This is a genomic window from Pseudomonas sp. 28 E 9, assembly GCF_900004785.1.
Taxonomy (GTDB): Bacteria; Pseudomonadota; Gammaproteobacteria; order Pseudomonadales; family Pseudomonadaceae; genus Aquipseudomonas; species Aquipseudomonas orientalis_A.
This window is the reverse complement of the sequence record NZ_CVTK01000054.1, coordinates 26573-51809: the sequence shown is the minus strand read 5'-3', so window position 1 is coordinate 51809 and position 25237 is coordinate 26573. Positions and strand designations below refer to the sequence as shown.

The 25237-nt window shown below is 63.5% G+C and carries 24 protein-coding genes; 11 read left to right on the top strand and 13 right to left on the bottom strand.

Annotation, left to right across the window (positions count from 1 at the left end; genetic code table 11):
• Positions 1-19: 19 nt before the first annotated feature.
• Positions 20-313, bottom strand: coding sequence for a hypothetical protein (locus BFQ00_RS22065; RefSeq protein ID WP_065886472.1), 294 nt, complete (start codon positions 311-313; stop codon positions 20-22).
• A gap of 91 nt (positions 314-404) precedes the next feature.
• Between BFQ00_RS22065 and pbpC the strand changes: the two genes are divergently transcribed.
• The 6 genes from pbpC to BFQ00_RS22035 all read left to right on the top strand — a co-directional run bounded on the left by pbpC (position 405) and on the right by BFQ00_RS22035 (position 8254).
• Positions 405-2735 carry a peptidoglycan glycosyltransferase PbpC gene (gene pbpC, locus BFQ00_RS22060; protein ID WP_065934758.1) on the top strand — a complete coding sequence of 777 codons (2331 nt, stop codon included), beginning with the start codon at positions 405-407 and terminating at the stop codon, positions 2733-2735.
• A gap of 471 nt (positions 2736-3206) precedes the next feature.
• Positions 3207-3515 (top strand): MazG-like family protein, encoded by a 309-nt coding sequence (locus tag BFQ00_RS22055; protein WP_003188211.1) that lies wholly within the window; start codon positions 3207-3209, stop codon positions 3513-3515.
• On the top strand, positions 3508-4257 hold the full coding sequence (locus BFQ00_RS22050) for a methyltransferase (protein ID WP_065934757.1): 750 nt from the start codon (positions 3508-3510) through the stop codon (positions 4255-4257). The genes BFQ00_RS22055 and BFQ00_RS22050 overlap by 8 nt, the downstream gene beginning before the upstream one ends.
• A gap of 24 nt (positions 4258-4281) precedes the next feature.
• Positions 4282-4884, top strand: coding sequence for a DUF4136 domain-containing protein (locus BFQ00_RS22045; RefSeq protein WP_065886475.1), 603 nt, complete (start codon positions 4282-4284; stop codon positions 4882-4884).
• Positions 4885-4928: 44 nt separating this feature from the next.
• The gene (locus tag BFQ00_RS22040) at positions 4929-5486 is read left to right on the top strand and encodes a DUF4136 domain-containing protein (RefSeq protein WP_065894662.1); all 558 of its coding nucleotides are present in this window, start codon (positions 4929-4931) and stop codon (positions 5484-5486) included.
• A gap of 782 nt (positions 5487-6268) precedes the next feature.
• Entirely contained in the window at positions 6269-8254 is a 1986-nt protein-coding gene (locus BFQ00_RS22035) for a pilus assembly protein TadG-related protein (RefSeq protein WP_065934756.1), read from the top strand.
• Here the strand turns inward: BFQ00_RS22035 and BFQ00_RS22030 are convergent.
• Together BFQ00_RS22030 and BFQ00_RS22025 are read right to left on the bottom strand one after the other, a co-directional pair.
• Positions 8251-10983, bottom strand: a complete 2733-nt coding sequence (locus BFQ00_RS22030) for an ATP-binding protein (RefSeq protein ID WP_065934755.1) — start codon at positions 10981-10983, stop codon at positions 8251-8253. The genes BFQ00_RS22035 and BFQ00_RS22030 overlap by 4 nt on opposite strands.
• Complete coding sequence (locus BFQ00_RS22025; RefSeq protein WP_065886479.1) at positions 10980-11420, bottom strand: TadE family protein; 441 nt, start codon at positions 11418-11420, stop codon at positions 10980-10982. The genes BFQ00_RS22030 and BFQ00_RS22025 overlap by 4 nt, the downstream gene beginning before the upstream one ends.
• Before the next feature lie 75 nt (positions 11421-11495).
• On the opposite strand from BFQ00_RS22025, the gene BFQ00_RS22020 reads away from it, so the two are divergent.
• Both BFQ00_RS22020 and BFQ00_RS22015 read left to right on the top strand, forming a co-directional pair.
• The gene (locus tag BFQ00_RS22020; RefSeq protein ID WP_170827586.1) at positions 11496-11966 is read left to right on the top strand and encodes a prepilin peptidase; all 471 of its coding nucleotides are present in this window, start codon (positions 11496-11498) and stop codon (positions 11964-11966) included.
• A 125-nt stretch (positions 11967-12091) separates the two neighbouring features.
• Complete coding sequence (locus BFQ00_RS22015; RefSeq protein WP_065934754.1) at positions 12092-12874, top strand: response regulator transcription factor; 783 nt, start codon at positions 12092-12094, stop codon at positions 12872-12874.
• A gap of 131 nt (positions 12875-13005) precedes the next feature.
• Here the strand turns inward: BFQ00_RS22015 and BFQ00_RS22010 are convergent, their stop codons facing one another.
• Genes BFQ00_RS22010 through cpaB form a run of 8 tightly spaced genes read right to left on the bottom strand, consistent with a single transcriptional unit; the run spans position 13006 to position 20421 of the window.
• Positions 13006-13275 carry a DUF3613 domain-containing protein gene (locus BFQ00_RS22010; RefSeq protein ID WP_065934753.1) on the bottom strand — a complete coding sequence of 90 codons (270 nt, stop codon included), beginning with the start codon at positions 13273-13275 and terminating at the stop codon, positions 13006-13008.
• Positions 13276-13277: 2 nt separating this feature from the next.
• Positions 13278-13997, bottom strand: coding sequence for a tetratricopeptide repeat protein (locus BFQ00_RS22005; RefSeq protein WP_065934752.1), 720 nt, complete (start codon positions 13995-13997; stop codon positions 13278-13280).
• Positions 13998-14007: 10 nt separating this feature from the next.
• The gene (locus BFQ00_RS22000) at positions 14008-14901 is read right to left on the bottom strand and encodes a type II secretion system F family protein (RefSeq protein ID WP_083208086.1); all 894 of its coding nucleotides are present in this window, start codon (positions 14899-14901) and stop codon (positions 14008-14010) included.
• Between the two features lies 1 nt (position 14902).
• Complete coding sequence (locus BFQ00_RS21995) at positions 14903-15784, bottom strand: type II secretion system F family protein (RefSeq protein WP_065934751.1); 882 nt, start codon at positions 15782-15784, stop codon at positions 14903-14905.
• A gap of 19 nt (positions 15785-15803) precedes the next feature.
• Positions 15804-17066, bottom strand: a complete 1263-nt coding sequence (locus BFQ00_RS21990; protein WP_065886484.1) for a CpaF family protein — start codon at positions 17064-17066, stop codon at positions 15804-15806.
• Positions 17063-18259, bottom strand: coding sequence for an AAA family ATPase (locus BFQ00_RS21985; protein WP_065934750.1), 1197 nt, complete (start codon positions 18257-18259; stop codon positions 17063-17065). The genes BFQ00_RS21990 and BFQ00_RS21985 overlap by 4 nt, the downstream gene beginning before the upstream one ends.
• Positions 18256-19476: a type II and III secretion system protein family protein gene (locus tag BFQ00_RS21980; RefSeq protein WP_065897455.1), complete on the bottom strand. Its 1221-nt coding sequence runs from the start codon at positions 19474-19476 to the stop codon at positions 18256-18258. Before BFQ00_RS21980 ends, BFQ00_RS21985 begins: the two co-directional genes overlap by 4 nt.
• Before the next feature lie 15 nt (positions 19477-19491).
• Positions 19492-20421: a Flp pilus assembly protein CpaB gene (cpaB, locus tag BFQ00_RS21975; RefSeq protein ID WP_065934749.1), complete on the bottom strand. Its 930-nt coding sequence runs from the start codon at positions 20419-20421 to the stop codon at positions 19492-19494.
• Positions 20422-20753: 332 nt separating this feature from the next.
• Between cpaB and BFQ00_RS21970 the strand changes: the two genes are divergently transcribed.
• The 3 genes from BFQ00_RS21970 to BFQ00_RS21960 all read left to right on the top strand — a co-directional run bounded on the left by BFQ00_RS21970 (position 20754) and on the right by BFQ00_RS21960 (position 21638).
• On the top strand, positions 20754-20951 hold the full coding sequence (locus tag BFQ00_RS21970) for a Flp family type IVb pilin (RefSeq protein ID WP_065886488.1): 198 nt from the start codon (positions 20754-20756) through the stop codon (positions 20949-20951).
• 26 nt (positions 20952-20977) lie between these two features.
• Positions 20978-21169, top strand: coding sequence for a Flp family type IVb pilin (locus BFQ00_RS21965; RefSeq protein ID WP_065886489.1), 192 nt, complete (start codon positions 20978-20980; stop codon positions 21167-21169).
• A gap of 64 nt (positions 21170-21233) precedes the next feature.
• On the top strand, positions 21234-21638 hold the full coding sequence (locus tag BFQ00_RS21960) for a response regulator (RefSeq protein WP_065886490.1): 405 nt from the start codon (positions 21234-21236) through the stop codon (positions 21636-21638).
• 115 nt (positions 21639-21753) lie between these two features.
• On the opposite strand, the gene BFQ00_RS21955 is transcribed toward BFQ00_RS21960, so the two are convergent.
• A complete protein-coding gene (locus tag BFQ00_RS21955; RefSeq protein WP_065934748.1) occupies positions 21754-23436 on the bottom strand; it encodes a ShlB/FhaC/HecB family hemolysin secretion/activation protein in 1683 nt (560 codons plus the stop codon).
• A 121-nt stretch (positions 23437-23557) separates the two neighbouring features.
• Entirely contained in the window at positions 23558-25156 is a 1599-nt protein-coding gene (locus BFQ00_RS21950) for a collagen-like triple helix repeat-containing protein (protein WP_065934747.1), read from the bottom strand.
• Between the last annotated feature and the right edge of the window lie 81 nt (positions 25157-25237).

Here is a 25237-nt window from a genome sequence, read left to right as displayed (position 1 = left end):
CCTCCCACAGGGAGTGTGATCAGTGCACAACCCAGCTCAACAACCACAGGCCCAGCACCAGCCAGATGATCCCGATAATGACCGAGGCGCGCATAAAGGCGCGTACCGCCGAGTACAAAAAGAGCAGCCCGACAATCAGGGTGATGATGCTGATGATCGAGGTGTCCATGCCCAGAGTGCGCGACAAGCCATCGATAAAGTTGCCGCCGGCGTGGGTCAAGGCTCCGAACAAGCCGCTCAGACCGTCGACGATAAAGCGGATGACGGAGCCGAGCGCCTGGCCCAACCATTCGAAAAAGCTTTCTACCTGCATGTGCGTGTCCTGATTAAGAAGGTGGGCGTAACTGTGCCTTTGGTCGTTGTTGCGACAGGCGAGTTCCCTGCAAGCATAGAGGTTTGCCCGGTTGAATTTGCGTTTTGTTGCTCGCTGGACACTGGTGAGCCTGTTGTTGGTCATTGCCCTGCTATGGCTGGCCGACCGTATCTGGCCCTTGCCGTTGCCCCAGGACGACCTGGCCCGGGTGGTGCTGGCCGAGGATGGCACGCCATTGTGGCGCTTTGCCGATGCCGATGGCGTGTGGCGCTATCCGGTGCACACCCGCGAAGTCTCGCCGTATTACCTGGACGCGGTGCTGACCTACGAAGACCGTTGGTTCTATCGCCACCCCGGGGTCAATCCGTTGGCGCTGGTGCGGGCGACGTGGCAGAACCTGACCGGCGCACGGGTGGTGTCGGGCGGCAGCACCTTGTCGATGCAGGTGGCGCGCTTGCTCGACCCGCATTCACGCACCCTGCAGGGCAAGTTGCGTCAGCTCTGGCGGACCGCGCAGTTGGAATGGCATCTGTCCAAGGACGAAATCCTCACCCTGTACCTGAACCGCGCGCCCTTCGGCGGCACGCTGCAGGGCGTGGCGGCGGCCAGTTGGGCCTATCTGGGCAAATCCCCGGCGCAACTGACCCACGCCGAAGCCGCCCTGCTCGCGGTATTGCCCCAGGCACCGAGCCGCCTGCGCCCGGACCGTCACCCGCAACGCGCGCAGCAGGCGCGGGACAAAGTGCTGCGCCGCCTCGCCGAGTTCCAGGTATGGCCGCAATCGGCGGTCGATGAAGCCCTGGAAGAACCGCTGCTGCTCGCGCCGCGCCTGGAACCGAGCCTGGCCCCCTTGCTCGCGCGGCGCCTGAACCGGCCGGACAGCCCGCCCTTGATCCGCACCACCGTGGACGCCACCCTGCAACGTCGCCTCGAAGACCTGCTGCTGGGCTGGCGTGCGCGTTTGCCCGAACATACCTCGGCGGCGATCCTGGTGGTGGAGGAGGAAACCATGGCCGTGCGCGCCTACCTCGGCTCGGTGGATATCAATGATGCCAAGCGTTTTGGCCATGTGGACATGATCAACGCGCTGCGCTCGCCCGGTTCCACCTTGAAACCCTTCCTCTATGGCATGGCCCTGGACGACGGCCTGATTCATTCCGAGTCCCTGCTGCAGGACGTGCCGCGCCGCTACGGCGATTACCGGCCGGGCAATTTCTCCATGGGCTTTACCGGGGCGGTGCCGGCGAGTACGGCGCTGTCCAGCTCGCTGAACCTGCCGGCGGTGCAATTGCTGGAAGCCTACGGGCCGAAACGCTTTGCCGCGCAGATGCGCATCGGCGGCATGCCGCTGGCGTTGCCGGCGCTGGCCGAGCCGAACCTGGCGTTGATCCTGGGCGGTGCCGGCAGTCGCCTGGAAGAGCTGGTCAGCGGCTACAGTGCATTGGCCCGCGACGGCAAGAGCGCCACCCTGCGCCTGCAGCCGGATGACGCGCTGCGCGAGCGCCCATTGCTGTCACCAGGGGCGGCCTGGATCGTGCGACGCATCCTCAGCGGCCAGGCCCGCCCGGACCGCGACCCACGGGCCGAGCTGGTGCAACGCCCGACGCTGGCCTGGAAGACCGGCACCAGCTATGGCTTTCGTGATGCCTGGGCGATTGGTGTCGGCCCGCGTTATCTGATCGGCGTCTGGATCGGCCGGCCGGACGGCACTCCGGTGCCGGGGCAGTTTGGCCTGGCGTCGGCGGCGCCGTTGATGTTGCAGGTGCATGACGTACTGACCAACCGCGACAGCCAACGCGGCATCAGCGCGCCCGTCAAGGCCGTGCCGGCCAATGTGGGCGTGGCGGCAATCTGTTGGCCGCTGGGGCAGCCGATGAGTCGCAGCGATCCCAATTGTCGTCGCCAGCGTTTTGCCTGGACACTGGATAACACCACGCCGCCGACGTTGCAGGCACTGGATCAGCCGTTGAGCGTGGGGTTGATGGAAAACCTCTGGGTCAACGCCAAGGGGTTGCGCGTGGACGCCCATTGCCCTGGCGCCGAACCGAAGCATATCGCCCTGTGGCCGGCACCGCTGGAGCCCTGGCTGCCCAGGGTGGAGCGCCGTGAAGCACGCATCCCGGCCGCCGACCCGGATTGCCCGCCGCCGGCACTGGCCGCCGCTTCGCCATTGTCCATTGTGGGCGTGCGCGAGGGCGATCAACTGCGTTTGCCCGCTGCCAGTCAACAGGCGCTACGCCTGAAAATCTCCGCACTGGGCGGCAGCGGGCGGCGCTGGTGGTTTCTCAATGGTGCGCCGTTGGGGGATAGCGCCAATCAGGACAGCATCAATGCCAGTTTCGAGCGGTTGGGGCGCTATCAGCTCAGTGTGTTGGATGAGGCCGGGCAGACTGCCAGGCTTGAGTTCAGTGTTGTTGATTAGGGCCTCATCGGGGGCCTCTGGGCTGGCCAGGATGTTGGATTGGACCGAGTACATATCCGTTTCTGCGGTAACGGCTGCTATGGGTTCCGCTTTTACAGCGGCTCACTTTTGAAAAGCGCAAAAGTAAGCAAAACGCTCTTGCCCCACCACTCGGCACCTCGCCTGGGCTCGGTGTGCCCTCACTCCGGCTTGAATCCGTGGGCCGCCGCAATGGGCCATCCATGGCCCAGTGCGGCTAACCCGGCGTCCTGCCGGGTTACCCACGGATTCAAGCCTGCGTTCGGCCAGCGTGGTTTAACGGGGCGCCTGAGATCACAAGCAGATCAAGATCAAGAGCGACTCGCTTCGCATCGTGGTTACGGTTGAGCGCTACAGAGTTGTGTGGATACCTATGCTCATCGGGGGCAACACCGCTATTCACTTGCCTTCACTCCCCATCCCCCTGAAGCTATACCCATTCAGGAGCCCCCAATGAACCTCGAACACCTCACCGAACGCCTGCACCGCATCCGCGATACCAACGACTGGAAGCAATTCCACAGCCCGAAAAACCTGGCCATGGCCGCCAGTGTGGAAATGGCCGAGCTGGTCGAGATTTTCCAATGGCTGACCGAAGACCAGTCGCGCCAATTGCCGGCCGATAAGCTCGCTCATGCCGGCCAGGAAGTCGGCGATATCGTGCTGTACCTGCTATTGCTGTGCAGTGAGCTGGGCCTGGACATGAACGAAGTGGTGCGCGCCAAGCTGGCCGACAGCGAACGGCGGTTTGCCCATGAGTGACCGGCATTTCGACCAGTTGGCCACGCGCTTCGCCGAGAAAATCTATGGCGGTGCCAAGGGTGCGATTCGCCTGGCGGTGTTGCAGGCCGATCTCGCCGAGGCGTTGCCGGATCGCCCGTTGCGCGTGCTGGATATCGGCGCGGGGTTGGGGCATATGTCGTTGTGGCTGGCCGAGCGTGGCCATCAGGTGACCCTGGCCGAGCCAGCCGCGCCCATGCTCGACGGCGCGCGCCAGCGTTTTGCCGATGCCGGGCAGAGCGCCACGTTCATCCAGGCGCCCTGGCAAGACTTGCTCGGCCAGCTCACCGAGCCCTACGATCTGGTGCTGTGCCACGCCGTGCTGGAATGGCTGGCCGAACCCCATGCGATCCTGCCGGTGCTGCATCAATTGACGCTGCCCGGCGGTTGGTTGTCCCTGGCGTTCTATAACCGCGATGCGCTGATCTATCGCAACCTGCTCAAGGGCCACTTTCGCAAGATGCGCAAGAACGAGATGGCCGGCGAAAAGCAGAGCCTCACGCCGCAACAGCCGCTGGACCCAAGGGAATTGGCGGCGCAACTCGAAGGGCTGTGGCAGGTCGAAAGCCAAAGTGGCGTGCGCGTGTTCCATGACTATATGCCGGTGGAATTCCAGGCGCGCGCCGAGATGCAGGATCTGTTGGAGATGGAGCTCGCTCACCGTCGTCACCCAAGCTTTGCCGGACTTGGGCGTTATTTGCACTGGGTGTGCCGTCCGGTTTAAGCAGCCCAGTCTGCGGAGGTCGAAATGCGTCGTCTCTGTTTGATCCTGTTGTCCCTTGGGCTGGGCGCCTGCTCGAGCCCCAATCCTTATGTGGCCGCGTCGGCGCCGATGCCGCCGGCTCCGGCCCAGGCGGCCACCACCTTTGATGCCAGCGCTTACCCGGCGCCGGTGCGCGACTATGGCGCCTACCGCAATTGGGCCTGGCGCAACGGCCAGTTGCCGGCCGGCACCGCCTGGGCGGATTCGGCCCAGGTGGCCGAAGCTGTCAGCGGTGCGCTGGACCAGCGCGGCCTGCGCCCGGTGCATGACACGCGTGCGCCCGACCTGCTGGTCAGCGCCGATGTGCGCCTGGAGAAGCGCCTGCGCCAGGTTCAGGACGATTATGGCTACGGTTATGGCGGCTACAACCGCTATGGCAATGGCTACGGCATGTACAACTCGGTGCCGATGGTGCGTACCTATGAAGTGCAGGTCGTGGTGGTGCGCGTCAATCTGTTCGACGCCCGCAGCGGCCAGCCGGTGTGGAGCGCGAGCGCCGAAACGGGCAGCCAGGGCAGCCTCAGCGAGCGCGCCGATGCGTTGCGCCAGGCGGTGCAGAAGGCAATGACGGCGTATCCTCCGCGTTAACCGCTATGCTCAACTGAAGCCGGACCGATCATCGGAGAACCCTTATGTTTCGTCGTATCGCTACGCTTGCCGTTGTCCTGCTGCTGGGCGGTTGCCAGAGTAATCAGGTCAACCATGACTTTGACGCCAGCCGCGACTTTGGCGCCTACCGTAACTGGGCCTGGAAAGAGCCGGCGCTGCAATATCGTCCGGATGATCCGCGTATCAAGAGCGACCTGACCGAGCAGCGTATTCGCCAGGCTGTGGGCGAGCAGCTTGACCAGCGTGGTCTGCGCCCCGCTGGGCCCGGTAGCAAGGCCGAGCTGTCTGTGCAGGCCTATCTGATCGTCGAGGACCGTCAGCAACAGGTCACCACTAATTACGGCGGTGCCTGGGGCGGGCCGTGGAATGGGTATTGGGGTGCGCCGATGTATAACGAAACGCGCAGCATCTCTTACAAGGTGGCGACGCTGCAGATTGATTTGCTCGATGGCAGGGATGGTAAGTTGGTGTGGCGTGGCAGTGATGAGCAGATCATGGCCAGTTCGCCGAATCCGCAGGACCGGAGTAATGCCATCCGCAGCACCGTGGCCAGGATACTTGCCAACTATCCGCCCCGGTAACGGCTCACTCGGTCAAATGTGAGAGGGGGCTTGCCCCCGATGGCGGCCTCCGGGCCGACCAGGATTTTGTGTCGATCCCGGTCCAAATGTGGGAGGGGGCTTGCTCCCGATGACGGCCTCAGGGCCGACCAGGATGCTGGATCAGATCGAGTACATATCCGTTTCTGCGGTAACGGCTGCTATGGGTTCCGCTTTTACAGCGGCTCACTTTTGAAAAGCGCAAAAGTAAGCAAAACGCTCTTGCCCCACCACTCGGCACCTCGCTTAGGCTCGGTGTGCCCGAACGCAGGCTTGAATCCGTGGGCCGCCGCCACGCGCCATCCATGGCGCGGGGCGGCTAACCCGGCGTCCTGCCGGGTTACCCACGGATTCAAGCCTGCGTTCGGCCAGCGTGGTTTAACGGGGCGCCTAAGATCAAAAGCAAAAGCGCGGCGGCCTTAGAGCCGACCGGTATCTTGTGTCGATCCCGGTGCAAATGTGGGAGGGGGCTTGCCCCCGATGGCGGCCTCTGGGCCGACCAGGATGCTGGGGGCATATCCGCTCCTGCGTTCAGCCAGCATGGTTTGACGGGGCGCCTTAGACCAAGATCAAAAGCCAGATCAAGAGCGACTCGCTTCGCATCGTGGTTAGCGTTGGCGGCTTTAGACTACGAAGTTGATATCTTGGCTCATCGGCGGCAACCCCCTTCCACATTGACCCTTGCCAGCCGCCACTCTTGTCTACACTCATCCATACCCTCAGGAGCGTAAACGCTCGGCGACTCGCCGGCACAGGAGTGCTCGATGTCTCCCCGATTTCATGGCAAGCAACGTGGCGCTATCGGTCTGATGGCCGTTGGTGTGTTGGCGCTGGTGTTGGCGTTTACTTTGCTGGCGGTGGACAGCGGGCGGCTTTATCTGGAGAAGCGCCGGCTGCAGGGAGTGGCGGACACGGCAGCGCTGGAAGCGGTCAGCCGCAGCGGCACTTGTGCGGCGGGTTTGAGCGCGGCGGCGTTTGCGGCGCAAAGTGTGGCACGCAATCACTTCGTTGTGGGTAGCGGTAATACCTTGGTCACCCGCTGCGGCGCGGTAACCACGGCGGCTTCCGGCCGACGGGTGTTTGCTGCCAACCCGGCGCTGTCGTCAGCCATTGAGGTGGTGGTCGGCAAAACCGTGCCCACCAGCGTGGCCGGTGGGATCTGGTCGCTGATGTCGGGTAACTCGGTCAGCCTCAATACCCGGTTGAGTGCGACGGCAGTGGCGGCCAAACCCACCCCGCCGATTGCGCAGTTGAGCATCAGGAGCACGTTGGTTAACGTTGATACCGGCAGTGCCAGCATGATGAACGCGGTGTTCAGTGGGCTGCTCGGTGGTGGGGTCAATGTTTCCGTGCTCGGCTGGAACGGCCTGCTCAACAGCAATATCAATATGCTCAGTTACCTCGATCAATTGGCCGTCGACCTGCATGTCACCGCCGGCGACTACACCCAACTGCTGAGCACCACGGTGAGCGCCTCGCAATTGGTTCAGGCGGCAATCACCGTGCTGGGCAGCGACCCGTTGACGCTGGATGCAGTCACCGCGCTGGGCGCTATCAAAGGGGCGACGCTCAACAATCCGTTGCCGCTCACACTGGGCAAAATCCTGCAGTTGCAGACGGGTATCACCGCCGCCGCGCTGAATGCCAATCTTCAGCTCTTTCAGTTGGTCCAGGGCGTGGTGCAACTGGCCGGCAACCAGAGCGCGGCGGCGGTGACGCTGCCCGTCAGCCTGTTGGGGCTGGCCAACATCTCCACGCAGATCAAAGTCATGGAGCCGCCGCAGTTATCGGCCATCGGCAATCCGATGCTGGCGGCGGCCAACCCGTTGGGCCCGAATAAAATTTATGTGCGCACCGCCCAACTGCGCACGCAGATAACCGTGAGTTTGCCGGTGCTCGGCAGTTTGTCCGGCTTGACCACAGCAGTAAATGACCTGGTGGGGCCGCTGACACCGGTCCTCAGCGGCCTGTTGAGCTTGAACCTGGTGACCACGATTAACTCGACGCTTTGCCTGTTGGGCGCCGGTTGCCAACAGTTGGATGTGCTGGCGCTGCCGGGCAACTTGCCGCTGAAGATTGTGCTGGATGCCGGCGGCGCCAGCAGCTATGTCACCGCCTATAGCTGCCCGGCGGCAGGCGCGGGCACCAAGAGCTTGACGGCCTACACCACCACCTCGGCGGCCTCGCTGAACGTGGGCAATATCAGCAATGCGTTTTCATCCACACAGCCAATGACCGTGGAGCCGTTGGCCTTGATCGATTTCGGCATCAAGACGTGCCATAAGATCCTCGGCATCGGCAGTTGCGACCCTCGCGTACCGTTTGCGGGGGGCGGCGTCGGGATCAAGGTGCAAAGCCCGATTGCGGGCAGCAACAGTATCCAGAACCTGGTGTTTTCCAGCACCACGCCCTTTGCCATGCCCGCCAATGTGGGGCTTGCCCCCAGCTATCAAACGTTCGCACCGGCCACCAACCTGGTCAGTGGCCTTACCACAGCCCTCAATGGCGTCGGCATTACTGCTTATCAACCGGTGGGGAGCAACCCCTTGGGAAGCGTGATCGCCGGCACGGTGTCGTTGCTCAGCGGCGTCAGCACGCTGGTGACGCCCATGTTGAACAATGTGCTGAGCCCGCTGCTCAATCCGATCCTCAATAACCTGTTGAGCAGCTTGGGTATCAGCCTGGCAAGCGTGACCGTGGGCGCCAACCTGAGCTGCGGCCAGGCCGGCGAGGCCTATCTGGTGATCTAAGCATCGGCGACCCTGGGCAGCTCCACGCAGAATCGCGCGCCGTGTTCGCCGTTGCTGACGCTGAGGCGTCCGCCCATGTTTTCAACGATGCCGTAGCTCACCGACAGGCCCAGCCCGGTGCCTACGCCAATCGGCTTGGTGGTGAAGAACGGCTCGAAGATGCGCTCCAGCAAACGCGGGTCAATGCCGCCACCGTTGTCTTCGACCCAGATGCGCACGTGGCGGCTGTCGTGTTCGGTGTGCAGGGCGATCCATGGGCGCAGGTCCGGGTGCTTTTCCTTCAGGCTCAATAGCGCATCGCGGGCATTGACCATCAGGTTGATCAGCACTTGCTCCAGCTGGTCGGCGTAGCCTGTGACCTGCACAGGCGTATCGGCCTGGGTCAGTTTGATCTCCACGCCCTTGCCACGCAGGCCTTCGCTGAGCAGTGACAGGGTGCCTTCCACCGCCTGCGCCGGGTCGAAGGGCTGCTGTTCGACCTCCGAGCGGCGGCCGAATACGCGCATGTGGTCCACCACCCGCGCCGCGCGTTGTACCTGCGCGTCAATGCGCTGGAGTTTTTCCGTCAGGTAGTCGATCTGCGCGTCGCCATTGCCCAGGCGCTTGAGTACGTTGACGATGGCCATGCGCATCACGTTCAGCGGCTGGTTGATCTCATGGGCCAGGCCGGTGGCCATTTCGCCGAGGGTGGCCATTTTCGCGCTTTGCGTCAGTTGCTGTTGCGAGCGCCGCACTTCGGTGTTGTCGCGGCCCACGGCCTGCACTTCGAGCAGATTGCCGTGTTCGTCGAACACGCCACGGTCCGACCATACCCACCAGGCATGCTCGCGCCCCGGCAGTTGCAGGCTGATTTCCGCCGTGCTCACGGGAAATTCCGGGGTCAGTTGCTCGATGCGCAGCACGAACGCCGCGCGTTGCTCGGCCGATAACCAGTGCCCCAGGTTCAGCCCCGGCAATTGGCCGGGCAGGCACTCCAGGTAGTTGGCCAGGGGCGTATTACCAAAGGTCAGGGTCAGGTCCGGACGGTAGCGGCAGATCATCGCCGGGGAGTCTTCCACGAGGATGCGGTAGCGTTCCTCGCTGTCCTTGACCTGTTGCGCGGCCAGGGTCGCCTCGGTGACGTCCAGCCACAGGCCGACCGCCTCCACCGGCAGGCCGAGGTCGTCGCGCAGCAACTTGGCTTCGTCGAGCAGCCAGTGGTAGTCGCCGTGTTTATCCTGGACCCGGTAGCGGCTGCGCACACTGCCTTCGCGCAGCAGTTGGCGCGTACGCTGGAAATACAGGTCGCGGTCATCCGGGTGGACCCATTGCACCAGGCTGTCGTGGCTGCATTCGGCGAGCGTGCGGCCCAGCAGCGGCAGCAGGCTGTCGCTGAAAAACACCGGCTCCAGGGCGCCTTTCACGTAGCGCTGCACATAGATCACCGCCGGCGAGCTGGCGATCAGGTTGTCCAGGCGGGCGTGGGCGGCGTCGGCTTGCAGTTGCTGGTTCTTGACGTCGCTGATATCGAGCATGAAGCCGATCCAGCGGCGCTGCTCACTGGCGCCCAATACCTGGCCCTGCACGCGGTACCAGATGGGTGGCTGGTCGCTGTCGCCACGGTTGAGGCGCACGCTGGCGAGCATGGGTTTGCCAAGGGTCTGCAAGTCGTGCAGGCGGCTGTGCAGTTCCTGGCGATCGGCCGGGTGGATGAGGTTCAGCCAGGTTTCCAAGCGTTGACGGGTAGGGCTTTCTTCGCCGCTCAGGTTGCGCATCAACTGCGGTGCGAGCTGGATCTCGCCGCCGGCGGGCAGCAATTCCCACCAGCCGGTGCCCAGCAAACCCTGCAGGGCTTCCTGGCGTTCCAGTTGCAGATGGTGGCGCTGTTCACGCAGACGGCCGAGCAGCGGGGCGGCGAGGGCGGCGGCGAGGTCCAGCCAGTCGCGCTCACGTGTGTCGGCTTCACCGCTGAAGGCTGCGCACAACAGCCACGCGGCGACACCCTGGGCATCGCGGTAGGGCACCAGGAAACCGTTGGCATTGCCGAACACGCTGTGCAGCCGCGGGTGCTCCCCGTGACCGTAAGTGGCGTGCAGGCTCAAGGGAACGGTGCCGTCGAGGCTGTCCAGGCACGTGCCAAGGCGCTGCCCGGTGTGCCACAACTGCGGCGCGTCATGTTGGGCGTAGTGGCTGTAGATCACCCAGGCCTGGTCCTCTTGATCAACAAGCGCCAGGGCGATACACGGGATTCGCCAACGCTGCGCCACGCTGCACAGTTGGTCGTTGAACACCTCGGGCAAGCGGCTGAGGCTGCACACGCGCAATTGCTCGCTGGCCTGACTGGTCAATTGCTGATTCTGTTCACGCTGTTCGGCCAGTCGTCGGCCGCTGAGCAGATCGCCGATATCCACCGCATGCAGCCGCCATCCATTGTCGTGCGGCTCGAGGGTGGCACGGGTGTGCAGCACCTGCCCGGCGATGCCCTGGAAATCCAGGTCAAGGCTATGGCGCTGCCAGTCGGCGGGAACGCCCTCCACCGCCAGGGCGCTATGGGCGCGCAGCAAGGCTCGCAGCGGTGCCGCCTCGGCATGGGGCGCCAGCTGTGAGCGCAGTGTGCCGCTGATACCGAGCACCTGGCCCTGCGCATCCAGTTGCACCTGCAAACCGGCCGAAGGCGGCGCAGCGGGTAGGATTGCCAGCGCAGCGCTACGGCCAAGCAAACGCCCGAACAGCGTGTCCCCCGAAGTCAAAACTGCAAGCTCGACTGGGCCCGCAGCGTCGCCGGCAACTGCGGCACGCTGCCAATGCCGGGCAGCACGATGAAGGGCATCACCGCCTGTAGATTGGCTGAGGGATAGTCGATCTGTACCGACAGCAGGCCATTCACGAACGTGGTGCTGACATGGGTTGCCGCATCGAAGTGATAGGCGCTGGGGATCCACTTCAGGCGGTCGCTGATTGCGCTTCTGGCGGTGGTTTGCACGGCGCTGCTGTAGCCCTGCATCGCCGGGTCGAGCCCCACGCTGAGGCGTACCGCTTCGGCGGTGGCCTGGTTGAACGACTGCAGCAACAGCAGCGGCAGGCTATAGCTGACCATGCCGTAGAACACCGCGAAAAAAATCACGAAGACAGCCACGAACTCGATCGCGGCTGTGCCTTTCTGCTTGTGGGGGAGGCTAGTTTTCATCACCGCGTCTACCCTGACGGCTACTACTTGATATCAGCATAGAATCAATCAGCGAAAAGGCAGGTTTTTTACGTGATCCAGGGTGTAGTGGTGATGGTGTGGTTGGTGGTGTGTGCGGTGCAGGACACGCGGCAGCGATTGCTCGCCAACCGCCTGACGCTGGGGGTTGCATTGCTGGGCGGGGTCTACCTGTTCTGGACCGGCAGCACCTGGCTCGGCGCCTCGGTCGGCCAAGGCCTGTGGGCATTTGTGCTGGCGCTGCTGTTGACCTTGCCGGGTTACGCCCTGGGCCGTCTCGGCGCCGGGGATGTGAAGCTGCTCGCAGCCCTGGCATTGGTCTCGGACGCCGAGTATTTATTGGGTGCGTTTATCGGCGCCGCCCTGACGAGTGTGCTCTGGCTGTTGCTGGCGCCAAAGCTCTGGCCGCTTATGGGTCAAAGGCTTACGGATTGCCTCGGGCACCTGGCCCCCGAACCGTCAAAAAAACTGCCGTTTGCGCCCTTCCTGCTGGTGGGATTTACGCTGGTCTGGTTTTGGATCCACTGAGCGCCGCAGGGCTCTGGCGCTATGTACAGAGTCGGGAAGTACGTCTACGTTTATTAAGGCGTTGTATAGGAATTGAGTGGTTTGAGGATGGGTCAATCTTTGGCTTGCCAGGCATGGAGTAGCGCGTGAACAAGCTTAATTCTGCGGTAAAAGTGCTCGTGGTCGACGATCAGCCGCTGATCGTGGAAGAGCTGTGTGAGTTTCTTGAAAGCAGCGGGTTCCGTTGTGTCCCCTGTGAGTCCAGTCAGCAAGCCTTGAAACGCTTTGGCGAAGACAGTGAAATCGGGTTGGTGCTGTGCGATCTGCACATGCCGGGCATGGACGGCATCGAGTTGGTCCAGGCGCTGCAAAAGATTGCCGGCAGGCAGCGGGTGTTCGAGTCGATCATGTTGACCGGGCGCTCCGACAAGCAGGACGTGATCAAGGCCCTGCGCGCCGGCATCGCGGACTACTACCAGAAGCCAATCAATCTGGACGAATTGCTCGAAGGTTTGCAGCGCCAGGAAGTCGCGTTGCAGGAGCGCAGGAAAGACCTGCAACTGGGCAACCTGAACCAGAAGCTGCAATTTCTCTCCGAAACGATCGACGACCTGTACCAGGATCTCGATAAAGTGCGCCGCAGTCCGCCCGGGCCGGACGCTGAAGAGGCCTCGACGCAGGAGGCGGGCCAGGTTGAAATGCCTGCGATTTTCCACCAGTTGTCACCGCGCCAACTGGACGTAGCCAGGCTGGTTGGAAAGGGGCAGACCAATTATCAGATTGCCTGCGAACTGGGCATCACCGAGAACACCGTCAAGCTGTATGTTTCCCAGGTGCTGCGCCTGACGCATATGCATAACCGCACGCAGTTGGCACTGGCGTTGGCGCCCAACAACGCGGCGATGCGCCAGCGGGTGACGGCGCACTGAGAGGCAACGGTCGATGATGATGTAGGAGCGAGCTTGCTCGCGAAAAACGTCAACGATAACGCGTGTTTTCTGAATGAACGCGGCGCCTGTGAGTTTTTCGCGAGCAAGCTCGCTCCTACATTTTTGCTTGCTCAGTTGCCGCCCTCGGTTTTTCCGCCGACTTTCTGCTCGAAAAACTCCGGAATCTCATGCTTGAAGCTTTCCAGCCAGCGCTGCGCGGCCAGGTCGCGTTCGGCGGCGGAGGCTGCCTGTGGCGTGGTGGATGCCGCTCGGCCACTGACCTGCAGGGCCAGCCAGTCCTCCGTGGCGGCCTGCTGCGGGGAGGACGGGCCAGGCTCGATGGCCATGACGCTGAGGGGCAGGGCCAGCGCGGCGAGGCTGGCAAGACAGGGCAGTTTCATCGTCAATTCCTCGGGTTGCTGTGGGCTTCACTGACCGTGGCGATCTGATCCTTGGCCTTTGCGGCCTTGACGCTTGAGGCCTTGAGTTGCTCGGCGCGGGCCTGGGCCTGGGTGACTTGTTCGGGGCCCAGGCCTGTCTGGCTGACCACCTGCGCGGCCTGCTTCCAGTTGTCTTGATAGATCAGCAGCGTCACCAGATTGATGGCCGCCAGCGGGTCGCTCTGCTTGAGCTCCATGGCGGTCATGAATTCAAACCGTGCATCTTCCAGGCGCAGTTGGTTGAGGTACACCACGCCCAGGTCATTGCGGATTTTCTCGTCGGTGGGCGCCAGCCGCGCCGCGCGCTGCAAATGGGCCATGGCCAGGCCGTTGTCGCCTTTGGCCGCGGCCATTTGCCCCAGGCCGTGTTCGCCTTCGGCGGCCATGCAGGTGCCGAGCAGGCTGCGGTACAGCGGCTCAGCGCTGCGCCCGAGCAAGCGATACGCCTTGGCCTGACGCAGGCGCACCTGGGGCAAACTGGCCGGCAGGGTGTGCAGGTTGGCCAGGCTGGCGTGCAGTTTGCCGTCGTTGGCCATTTCATCGGCCAGGTTCAACGACAGCGTCTGTTCGGCGTCGGGCTTGGGGCAACTGCCGGGGGCCGTCAGGGCGCTCCAGGGGGTTTGGCCATCGGTGGCGCAACCACCGAGCAGCAACAGGCTCAAACCGGCGATCAAGGCTTTCATCGAGCATTCCTCATAAGTTACTCAAGGCCCGGGTGATGCCGATGAATGCCGGCCCCCCGAGCACGATCAGCAAGGCGGGAAACAGAAACACCATCATCACCACCGACATCTTCGCCGACATCTTCGACACAAATTCCTGGATGCGGGTCAGGCGCCGGTCGTCGAGCAATTGCTTGAGCGCCAGCAACGACTTCATCGCGCCGGCGCCCTGATGAACCAGTTGCTGGAGGATGATGCAGGTGTCGGTGAACTCGTCCACGGCCAGCAGCCTGGCGGTCTTGCCCAACTCTTCACTGAGCTCAAGGCCGGAGTCGACCCGGTTCAGGATCAGCCGCAATTCATGGGTCAGCGCCGGCAGCAGGCGTTGCGCTTCGATGCTCAATACACGCAGCGCCTGTTCGACCGCCATGCCCGATTCGAACAGGATGCGCAGCAGCGGAATGAACGTCGAGACTTCCTGGGAGATGCGCTGCTGGCGGGCCTTGGCCACGCTGGCCAGGATGCGCTTGGGCAACAGATAGCCGATGCCGAGCGCGATCAGGGGCACCAGCCATGGCGAGTCGCCCTTGGGAAACAGCACCTGCTGCGTGATCAGGGTCACGATCAGCAGCAGCACCGGCGTGCCGATCTGGAAGGCGGCGAACATCGAGCGCTGGTTGGCTTTGCGCCAACCCACGCGGTTGAGCAGGGTCTGGGTTTCGTTGTCCAGGCTGACCGAGCGTTGCGCCAGCGGGCTGTTGCCCAACTGCCGCATCATCGCACCGAGACGGTGTTCGCGGCCCATCCGGCCTTGCAGGCGCTGGGCAACCAGGCGCTGACCACGCCGATGTTTGATCAGGTTGGCCAGCACCAGCGCCAGGGCGGCCAGAAACAACACGGCGCTGATTAGCAATGAAATAGCCATCTCATACGCTCCGCAACATGCGCCACAGGGTGAAACAGCCGAGCACCTGCATGATCAGGGCGACGAACAACAGCAGGCGGCCGGTGCCGTCGTTCCACATGGTCATCAGGTAGTCCGGGTTGACCGCCAGGAAATAGCCCACCATCGAAATGGGCAGCGCGGTGAGCACGTAGGCGGTCACCCGGGTTTCGCCGGTCAGGGCGCGCAGCTGGCGCGCGGCTTGCTCGCGCTCGCGGATCATCTTGATCAGGTTTTCCAACAGCTCGCTGGCATTGCCGCCGTAGCGGTGATTGACCTTCAAGCCCAGGGCGAACAGACGGAACTCGTCGCGTTCGTAGAATTCGGCGAAATCGTGGGCGGACTCCGGCAGGCTGACGCCCAGTTGCACGTTGCGCCGCATTCGGCCCATGGCATTTTTCAGCGGGTCTTCAGCCACCTCGATACCGCCCAGCACCGCGTCGGCCAGGGTGCGTCCGGCCTTGAGACTGCGCACGGTGTGGTCGAGCAATGGCGGCAGTTGCTCGATCATGCGTTTGATCCGGCGCTGGTAACGCCAGGCGAGGTACAGGCGCAGCAGCACGGGCGGCAACAGCAGCATCACCAGCAGGCCGAGCCAACCGGCGAGCATCACCCCCAGCACGGCGCCCAGGCCCCAGACGGTCAGCCACATGCGCAGGTTGTCACTGGGTTTGCCCAGGCCGGCGCGCAGGAACATGCGTTCCACGCCGCTCCAGGAAGCGCTTTCTTCGACGAGCTGCGGCTGGCCTTCGGCGAGGCGGTCCAGCACGCGTTCGGTACGGGCGCGGCGCAAGCCGTTCTGGAATGAGCGGACCGACAGGCCGATCAGGATCAGGCAGATGCACAGCAGGATGGCCCCGGTCATGCTCGATTCCCCTCCAGGGCTAGGCCGGTTCGCGGCGCAGTTTTTCGCCGGCCGGGTTGAGCGCCTCGCGCACGAAGCCGAAGCCGGTACGCCGGTCATGGCGAAACAGCGTGTTGGTCACGTACACGTCGTCGCGGATGCCCACCACTTCGACCACCTCGCTGACGCAACGACGACCGTCCGGCAGGCGGGTCAACTGGACCACCACATCCAGTGCCGCGCAGATCATCTGGCGCAGGGTCTTTTCCGCGACCACGCGGCCGGTCAGGCCCACCAGGGTTTCCAGGCGCAGCAGGGCATCGGCGGCATTGTTGGCGTGCACGGTGCTCATGGAACCGTCGTGGCCGGTGTTCATGGCGGTGAGGACATCGATCACTTCCACGCCGCGAATTTCGCCGAGGATGATGCGGTCGGGGCGCATGCGCAGGGCGTTGCGGATCAGGTCGCTGGCCTTGACCTCGCCATGGCCCTCGGCATTCGGTGGACGGGTTTCCAGGCGTACGACATGGGGGTGGGCCAGTTGCAGTTCGGCCACGTCCTCGATGGTGACCAGGCGTTGATGGGGGTTGATCAACTGACTGAGGATGTTCAGCAGTGTGGTTTTACCGGTGCCGGTGCCGCCGCTGATGAGGATGTTGCAACGCTTGCCCACCGCTTCCTGGAAGAAGTCGAAAATGTTCTGGTCGATGGTCTGCATGGCCACCAGATCGCTGCTTTTGAGCATGTCCCTGCGAAATTTTCGAATCGACAGGCACGGCCCGTCCAGGGCAATCGGCGGGATGATCGCATTGACCCGGCTGCCATCGGGCAAGCGTGCGTCGACCATCGGCGACGACTCATCCAGGCGCCGCCCCAGCGGCGCGAGGATGCGCTGCATGACGCGCTCCACATGGTGCGCGTCGATAAAGCGCAGGTCGCTCTGGTGCAGCAGGCCGTCACGCTCGATAAACACCCGGTGCGGGCCATTGACCAGGATTTCGGTGACGGCCGGGTCGCGCAGCAGCACTTCCAGCGGACCGAAACCGGTCAGTTCGTCGACGATTTCTTCGGCCAGGCGCTCCATCTCGTAGCGCGAGATCGCCAGGTGCATGCGGTTGATGTACTCGGCGACTTTGTCGATGACAAATTGCGCCAGCGACTGGCGCGAGCCTTCCAGCAGGTTTTTCCCCGACTCTTCGATGGCATCGATGATGTAGCGGTGCAGCACCAGTTTCAGGCCGTCGTGGTCGGTGTTGCCACCCACGCCTCGTGCGGGGGCGCCGAAGAGTTTTTCGCTGGTCATTTATCGGCTCCCAACAAGCGCTCCAGCCAGCGGCTGGAGGATTTTCGATTGGCGTCCTGCGAACGTTTCGCCAGGCGCTCGCCCAGGGTCTTGAGCGCCTGAGTCAGGGCTTCGCGCGGTGTCAGCGCAAACAGGGTTTGCCCCTGGTTCTTGGCGTTCAGCCGGACCTCCGCGCTCAGCGGCAACACGGCAATCACTTCCAGGCCGAAGCTTTTGCTCAAGGCATCGGCGTCCGGCGCGCAGCTTTTGACGTAGCGATCGATCAGCAGTCTGGCATGGTCGAGCTTCATGCCTTTTTCGCGCCACAGGTTCAGTACGGCGAGGTTGCGCCGGCAGTCCAGCACGCTCTGATCGGTGTACCACAGCAGTTTGTCGCAATGGCTGACAAAGGTGCGCAGGGCTTCGCTGTCCGGCTGGCCGGCAAGGTTCACCACAATGTGCTGGAAGTGTTGGCGCAGCGCACTGAGCAGCATGTAGAGCTCGGCGGCGCTGGTGCGCTCCAGGGGCTCGTCGTTGTGCGTGTAGGCGAGAATGCGCAGGCCGCCTTCGACCGAGGTAAAGGCGCTGTTGATCAGGGTGGTGTCCAGCCGCCTCAGGTGGCGCAGGGCATCGCCGAAGTTGAACGAGCTTTCCAGGCCCAGCAGCGCCAGGCTGTCACCGCGTGGCAGGCCCAGATCGAGCAACAGCGTCTGCTGGCCGCTCTTTTGCACCACCAGCGCCAGGTGGCTGGTGAGCAGTGCGCCGTCGGAACTGCCCTGGGTGCCGTACAGTACCGAGAGGCCGCCCAGCAGCGTGTTGGTCGCCACCGGCGGCAGGCGCTTGCTCAGGCGGCGGACCAGGCCTGCGACTTCGCTGGAGCGCGAGCCGTAGGCGACGAAATCCCGCGCTCCAGCGCGCATGGCATTGAGCACCAACTGGTTATCCATGCCGTCACCGAGGGCGACGATGGCCAGCATCGGCTTGGCTTCCAGTGCACCTTCGATCAGCGCGCTCTGGGCCACCAGGTGCTCGCGGTCAAGGCCGACGAACACCAGGTTGGCGAAGGTTACATCGACCAGGGCGAGCAATTCATCGAGGGTGCCGCTGCCGGCGCTGACCACTTGGCCAAGGGGCGCCAGCGCGCCCTGCAGCCACTCCAGGTCGGTGGTGTTGCGGGTGATTGCCAGGAACGTCTGGCTCAGGTTGTCGCTCATTGGGACAGCCCGTTGAGCCGGTCGAAATTACCGTTTTCCAGGAAGAACAGGCGGTACCAGTTCGGGTCATAGTTGCGCACTTTTTCACCGGGCAACGCCGGCAGTTGGGCATTGGCCGCCAGGGGTTGCACCAGGTGCGGCGTGACGATCATCAGCAGCTCCTTGTCTTCGCGTCGGACCGAGGAATCGCGAAAGAACGCGCCCAGGATCGGGATGTCACCCAGGCCGGGAAACTTGCCGATGTTGGTGGTGGTGTTGCTGCTGATCAGGCCGCTGATCACAAAGCTTTCGCCATCGGCCAGGGACACGCTGGTATCGGTGCGGCGGATGGTCAGGGCCGGCACGCGGATATTTTCGATGACCACGGCGTTGGTGTAGTCGAGCTCGCTGACCTCCGGCGCCACCTTGAGGGAAATGCGGTTACGGTCGACCACGGTCGGGGTGAGGGTCAGGCGGATGCCGAATTCCTTGTACTCGATCGAGATGGTGTCGCTGCCGCTGCTCGGCACCGGCACGGGGATTTCTCCACCGGCGAGAAAGGTTGCGCTTTGCCCGCTCATGGCCACCAGGCTTGGCCGGGCAAGGGTGTAGGCGAAGCCGCTGCTTTCCAGGGCGTTGATCATCGCCGAGACGCGCCCGCCGCCAAAGCCGATATTGAAGTTGTCCGCGCTCACCGGCAGTTTGAAGGTGCTGGGTGTGGGGAACAGCAAGTTCGGGCTGCCGAGGAAGAAGTTGTTGCCGATGCCGAGGATCTTGGTGCTGGCCTCCTTGAGTTTGGTACGGCTGACTTCGACGAAGCGGATGTCGGTCTGGACCTGGCTGGGCAGCAGCGGATCATCGGCCGGCGACAGCGACAGGCTGGTCAGGGCGCTGTTGGCCTTGCCCTTGACGAACACCATGCTCTGGCGCGGCGTGGTCGAGCAGGCGGTCCAGACCATCAGGCTGGTGGTGCCGGGGCCGACGCCGGTGAGCAGGAAGCCCCGGTCGCCATTGAGATGAACGTCGGCGATTTTCGGATCGCCAATGGCCAGGCGCGTGATCGCCACCGGCGATTGCAGTGCCTGTTGCAGGCCCTCGCCGACCGACAACGCGGCGGGCAATTGTCCAAGGCTGGCGCAATTGCCCTGAGCGGCCACGGCCAGGCTCATGGACAGGTGCGACAGCAGCAGGGCGCAGGCGATTTTCCCTGTGAACACCGGTATGAAACGTCGGCTCATGCACAGCATCCTTGTTCAGTCGGGTGTTTGTTGGGTTGCTTGATTGCCACGGATCACCTCGACACCGGCCCGGCGCGGGGCACTGCTCTGGGCCACTTTCCTGGGGGCCTGGGTGAAGGCCAGTTGCGTGAACTGATAAAGGTCGCGGTTAGCGTTTTGCAGGTTGCCCGGCGCGTCGCCTTCGCCGGCCCAGTAGCGGCTCAGCAAGCGTTCGTCGGCGCTGCGCACGGCCAGGCGCAGGGTGCCGGCCTGGGTGGCCAGCATCAACCGGCTCAACAGCTGTTCGGGCACGGCCAGCACCACCGTGCGTGAGGGGGCCTGGCGCTGGGCTTTCTCTTCGGCGGTGAGCGCACGAGGAGACGCCGGGGTACCGTCGTTGGTCAGGCCCATCTGGTCACCGACACTGAGCAGGCGTATGGCCGGGATCACCACTTGGGCCGATTGTTCAAGGTTGGCGGCGTCCTGGCGCAGGTACAGCAGCACGTCCACATAGTCGCCGGGACTCAACTGGCCGGCGGCGCCAATCACTTCATCGACGGCGACGGCCAGGGCGCGTTCATCGGCACGGATCATGCGCGCCAGCGGCCCACCGGGGGTGAAGCTTTCGTCGTTCAACCAACTGCCGGCGCCGAGTGCGCGCCACGGTGTACGGCCGATGGCCTGCTCGACACTGCTCATACTGCCGGCCGGTGCCGTGCGCAGTTTTTCGATGCTCAGATCAGCGGCCACCAGGGCGACGAAGGGGGGCACATCGTGGGCCAGGACGACGACCGATTGACGGGTCTGGTCTTCCACCGCGGCAACGGCTTGTTCGGCGGGAGCTGCCGCGGGTGGCGGTGGCGGCGCCGGGGCGGGCTCACGGCTGAGGACCAAGCCCCAATAGCCGGCAAACAGCGCACCGACCAGTAACACACCGGCCAGTACCATGCTCAGACGCGTGTTCATGACGGCTCTCCATTTCCTGCTACACCACAGCCCGCCTATCCAGCAGGCTCACGTCGCAGCCTGGCTGCTATGAACAGTGACTAACTATTTCGCTATTTGACGGTAGTTCAGCTAGGACGAAATGCCATTACTGACGCAAAGATTTCTTCGGCATGCAAGGTGCGCCCCCTTTGAAAACACGCATTTACGAGGTCAGAGAGGCCCCTACTACTTTATGACTAGTCAATTCTTACAGTTGTGAGGCCGGGGTTTGTTGGCAATGCTCAGGTGGCACATCGCAATTACTGTGCAGCACCGGGATAGGGCGCTTGGTCGCCTGAGGAGAAGTGTTTATGTTGCTTGACCTGTTGATTCGACTTCACGTGCAACTTCAGTTGCTGTTTCAGCGCAAGGAAGGGGCCACGGCCATCGAGTACCTCATTCTGGTCGCCATCGTGGCATTGGTCATACTGGCAGCCGGGACCACCCTGAAGCCTCAGATCACCGCGTTCTTCACCAAAATCACCACCGCGATTACCCCAACGCCTTAAGCAGTCGGAGCGCAAGGAGCAGGATCATGATCCTCAATCTGTTGATGAAACTCTGTGTTCAACTGCGGGTGCTCTTTGCGCGTAAAGAGGCGGCCACAGCGATTGAATACCTCATTCTGGTGGCCATCGTCGCGCTTGTGATATTGGCAGCCGGGACTACACTGTCGCCACAGATCACCGCGTTGTTTGAGAAAATTACAGGCACCATCACGCCCTGACCCTCAGGCAGGCAGCACTGCGCGGGTACTTTAGGTTTTTGATTGGCAAGATCAGGACGTGCCCATGAACGCTGCTGTATCCCCCCGCCAGCAAATCCTGCTGGTGGACGACGAAGAGGATGCCCTCGTTGAACTGGCGGAGTCGCTGGAGAACGAGGGCTTCGTTTGTTTTACCGCCACCTCCGTGACATTCGCCCTGCAGGAACTCACCCTGCACCCCGATATCGCCCTGGTCATCACCGACCTGCGCATGCCCGAGGAAAGCGGGATTTCCTTGATCAAGCGCCTGCGCGAGCACACTTCCCGTTCCCACCTGCCGGTGATCGTGATGTCCGGCCATGCCGAGATGGATGACGTCAGCGACATGCTGCGCCTGCAGGTGCTGGACTTGTTTCGCAAGCCCATCTATCTGGTGCGGCTGATCGATACGCTCAACAGTCTTTTCCCCCAGACAATTCATCAACTGTAGGTGTAGGAGCGAGCTTGCTCGCGAAGAACGCTAACGATGACGCGGGCATCCAGGTCCCCCGCGTCGCCTTGACGTTCTTCGCGAGCAAGCTCGCTCCTGCAGGGATGTTTGGCGTTTACAGCTGATAACTGAAGCTCAGCGTGTACCGCGCACGCCGGTTGAAGCTGTCCAGGGCGATGTCCGACATCGGCTTGGCGGCCTCCAGGGCGATGTTGTAGTACTTGTTATCGCCAAAGCGCAAACCCACCGCCGCCGAGGACATGTCGCCGGCCTTGACCGGCAGGTCGTTGAACCAGGTCCTGGCGCGGTCGAGCACCACGTAGGGTTGCAGCACCTTCAGCCAATCGCCGGTGCGGTTGAAACTGTAGTTGACCTCGTACGCCACGCCCCATCCCTTGTCGCCCGAGCCCTGGTCGTCGGGGTAGCCACGGCCGAAGTTCTGCCCGCCAAACGTGGCGCGTTCGCTGTCGGGCAGGCTGTTGTCGCTCCAGTAGAGCGCACCCGAGAGCACGCCTTGCCAGTTGTCGAAGAACTTGTCGCTTTGTACGCCGGACAGGCGCAGGCGGAAGAAGTCGAGGTCCGGTTTGGCCACGTCCAGGTCACTGCGCGCCTTGGCGCCCACACCGTCGATGCCGTGATACAGGCCGCCGGTGAGGATGCGCAGCTGTCGCGCGTCGGCCTTGCGCCAGTCGCCCTCGAACGCCAGGGCACGCAGGTTGGATTCGATATCGAAGCGCAGCGGGTAGCCCACCAGTTTGTAGCGGGTGGTCTGGTCCACCGCGTACAGGCGCGTGCCCAGGGTGAGTGACTCGGTGGGCGAGGCAATGAAGGGGTGGCTCAGGCCGACGGAGTAGCGATCGATCGACTGATGGGGCTTGAGTTCGAAGCCGCCGTCCAGTTGCACACGGCTGTGGGGATCGGCGCGATAACGCTCTGCGGCGAGTGCCAGTTGGGTGCCTTCGGCATTGATGAACTGGTTGTAGTCCACGCGGTAGTAGTGCTCTTTGTCCTCGCCCGGTGGGAACAGGCCACTGACGCTCAACTGTTCGCCCAGGGCGGTTTGCGCATGGCTGGTGGCGCTGAGCAAGGCTTGGGTGCCGCCCCGGTTTTTCTGCACCAGGCTCATGCTGGTGGTGAAGGGCTTGCGGCTGGCCTGGATCTGCATGTGCGTGGCGCCATCGGTGGTGCCCGGCGGCGGCACTTGCGCTTGTACGGTGAGGCCGGGGATGCGGCTCATCAGGGTGGTGTAGCGCTCGAAGGTCTTGCGCGTGAGGGGGCGTTCGGCGAGGAGCTTTTGCGCCAGTTTGTCGACATAGGCCGACACCGCACCGACATCGCCGGTTTGCTGGTAATCCTTGATGTAGCCTTCCACCAGTACCACGCGGACCAGGCCGTTTTCGAAGGTCTGTTGCGGCAGGAACGCGTAGGACAACAGGTAGCCGTCCTGCTGGTAGCGACGGGTGATGCCTCGGGTGGCTTCGATCAATTGCGCAAGATTGGTCTCATGGCCAATCAGCGGTGCATAGGCCTGGGCCGTCTCGGTGAGCGGATAGATCGTGCCGCCTTCGATCTGCAGTTTGCGGATGGTCACCCTGGTGTCCATCAACAGGGGCTGGCCGGCGGTGGGCTGCGCTTCAGGCACCTGGGTTTGCGGCGTGGCCGGTCGATAGGCGTCGGCGGGCAGGTTGGGTACCGGCAAGGTGCGGATGGTGTCATTGCTGTTGAGGAAGTTGGGAAGGGTCTCGGCCTGGGCGTAAGCACTGAGGGTCAGCAGGAACAACGGCGTGAACACGCGCATGGGACACTCCTTGGTCAACTGCGGCAGCCCAGCAAAAAGACGAGAGACTGACTCCGTGTCTCTCGTCTCAACCAAGCGTAGGCGTCGCAGGGGAGACCGTCTAATCGGCCAGGTGCATTTTCTATCTGCCGGTCAGGCCGTTCACCAAACCGCCCAGGCCTCCGGTTGCTGCAGTGCCGCCGTTGCCGCCGTTGCCGCCTGTGACCAGGCCGCCCACTGAGCCTACCGTATTGCCCACGGCGGTTACGGTGGTGCCCAGGGTCGTGGTGACCGGGTTGGCGCTGGCCGTGCTCAGGTTAGTGCCCAGGCTGCTGACGGCGCCGCCGACTTGAGTCACCAGGCCGTTGACCGGAGCACCGACGCCGGTGGTGGTGCCGATGTTTTGCGTCACTGTGGTGACGCCGGAGGTCACTGGGTTCAAGGCTGCGCCGACGTTGGCGGTCACGGTTGCGACCGGGGCGGTGGCGCCGGTGTTGGCGACACCCGTGCCACCCAGTACGGTGCCCACCGAGGCAATGGTGTTGCCCAATGCGCCGCCGGTCACACCGGCTGCACTGACGGTGCCGTTGGTGTTGCCGACGTTGAGGCCGGTGCCTGCGTTGTTCACCAGGCCGCCGACCAGCTCCGGTATACCGGGGGCTGCGGCGCCGCCGGTGGGCGCGACATAGCCGCCGGACTTGTCGAGCGTGCCGCCGACGCCCGTCAGCACGTTGCCGACAAGCTTGGTCACAGGGTTGCCGGTACCGCCGGTGCTGGCGACCTGGGTGCCGAGGCCGGTGACGGCGGCGCCCACTTTGTCCACCAGGCCGTTGACAGGCGTACCCAGGCCTGTGGCATTGCCGAGGTTGCCGGTGGTGTTTTCCACCAGTGAAACCACCGGCACCAGTACCCTGCGGTTCACGTTGCCGGTCAGGGAGCCCAAGGGACCGGTGGTGCTGGCGGTGCTGAGGGTATCGCCGAGCATTGTCACGGCAGTGCCGACGTTATCCACCACACCACCGACTGCGCCGCCCACGCCGCCGGTCAGACCGCCGACGACGGGGACACCGCCGAGGGTGGTCGACAGCGATCGGCCGGTGGTCGACAGGCCACCGCCCAAATCGGACACGCCGTTGCCAACACCCGACACAGTGATGCCCAGCGAGTTACGGCGGGTGCCCAGGGAGCCCAGGCCACCGGTGACGCCGGTGCCGATGCTGGTGACGGCGGTGCCGGCCGAAGTGACCAGGCCGCCTGCCGTCGTGCCGACAATGGGCACACCGTTCAAGGTCGAACCGAGATCACCCACCGCTGCGCCCACATTGCCCACGGTGGTGCCGAGGGTGCCGGCGATCCGGCCAGTGACGAGCGGAGTGGCTGTCGAACCTGTTTCGCCGCCAGTGCCGCCAGTGCCGCCACCTGTGCCTCCGCCAGTGCCTCCGCCAGTGCCACCACCGGTACCGCCGCCAGTGCCGTCGCCTGTACCACCACCGGTACCGCTACCCGTGCCGCCGCCTGTACCTCCACCGGTACCACCACCCGTGCTGCCGCCGGTACCATCGCCAGAGCCGCCGCCGGTGCCACCCCCCGTACCGCCACCGGCACCTGCGCCAGCATCCGGCGACGACGCCGCCACGCTTGATTTGTGTCCGCCACCACCGCTGCTGCAGCCGCCGAGGCTCATTGCCAGAATCAACGCCAGTGCGGTACTTGCTTTCCAGAACACGACTTGAGTTTTCATGATTGAGTTCCTTGCACCAGGTACAACCTTGGTTGTTTCAAACGTTCGCCGTTTCTTCGGCCAGCGATACGTTTGTCCGTG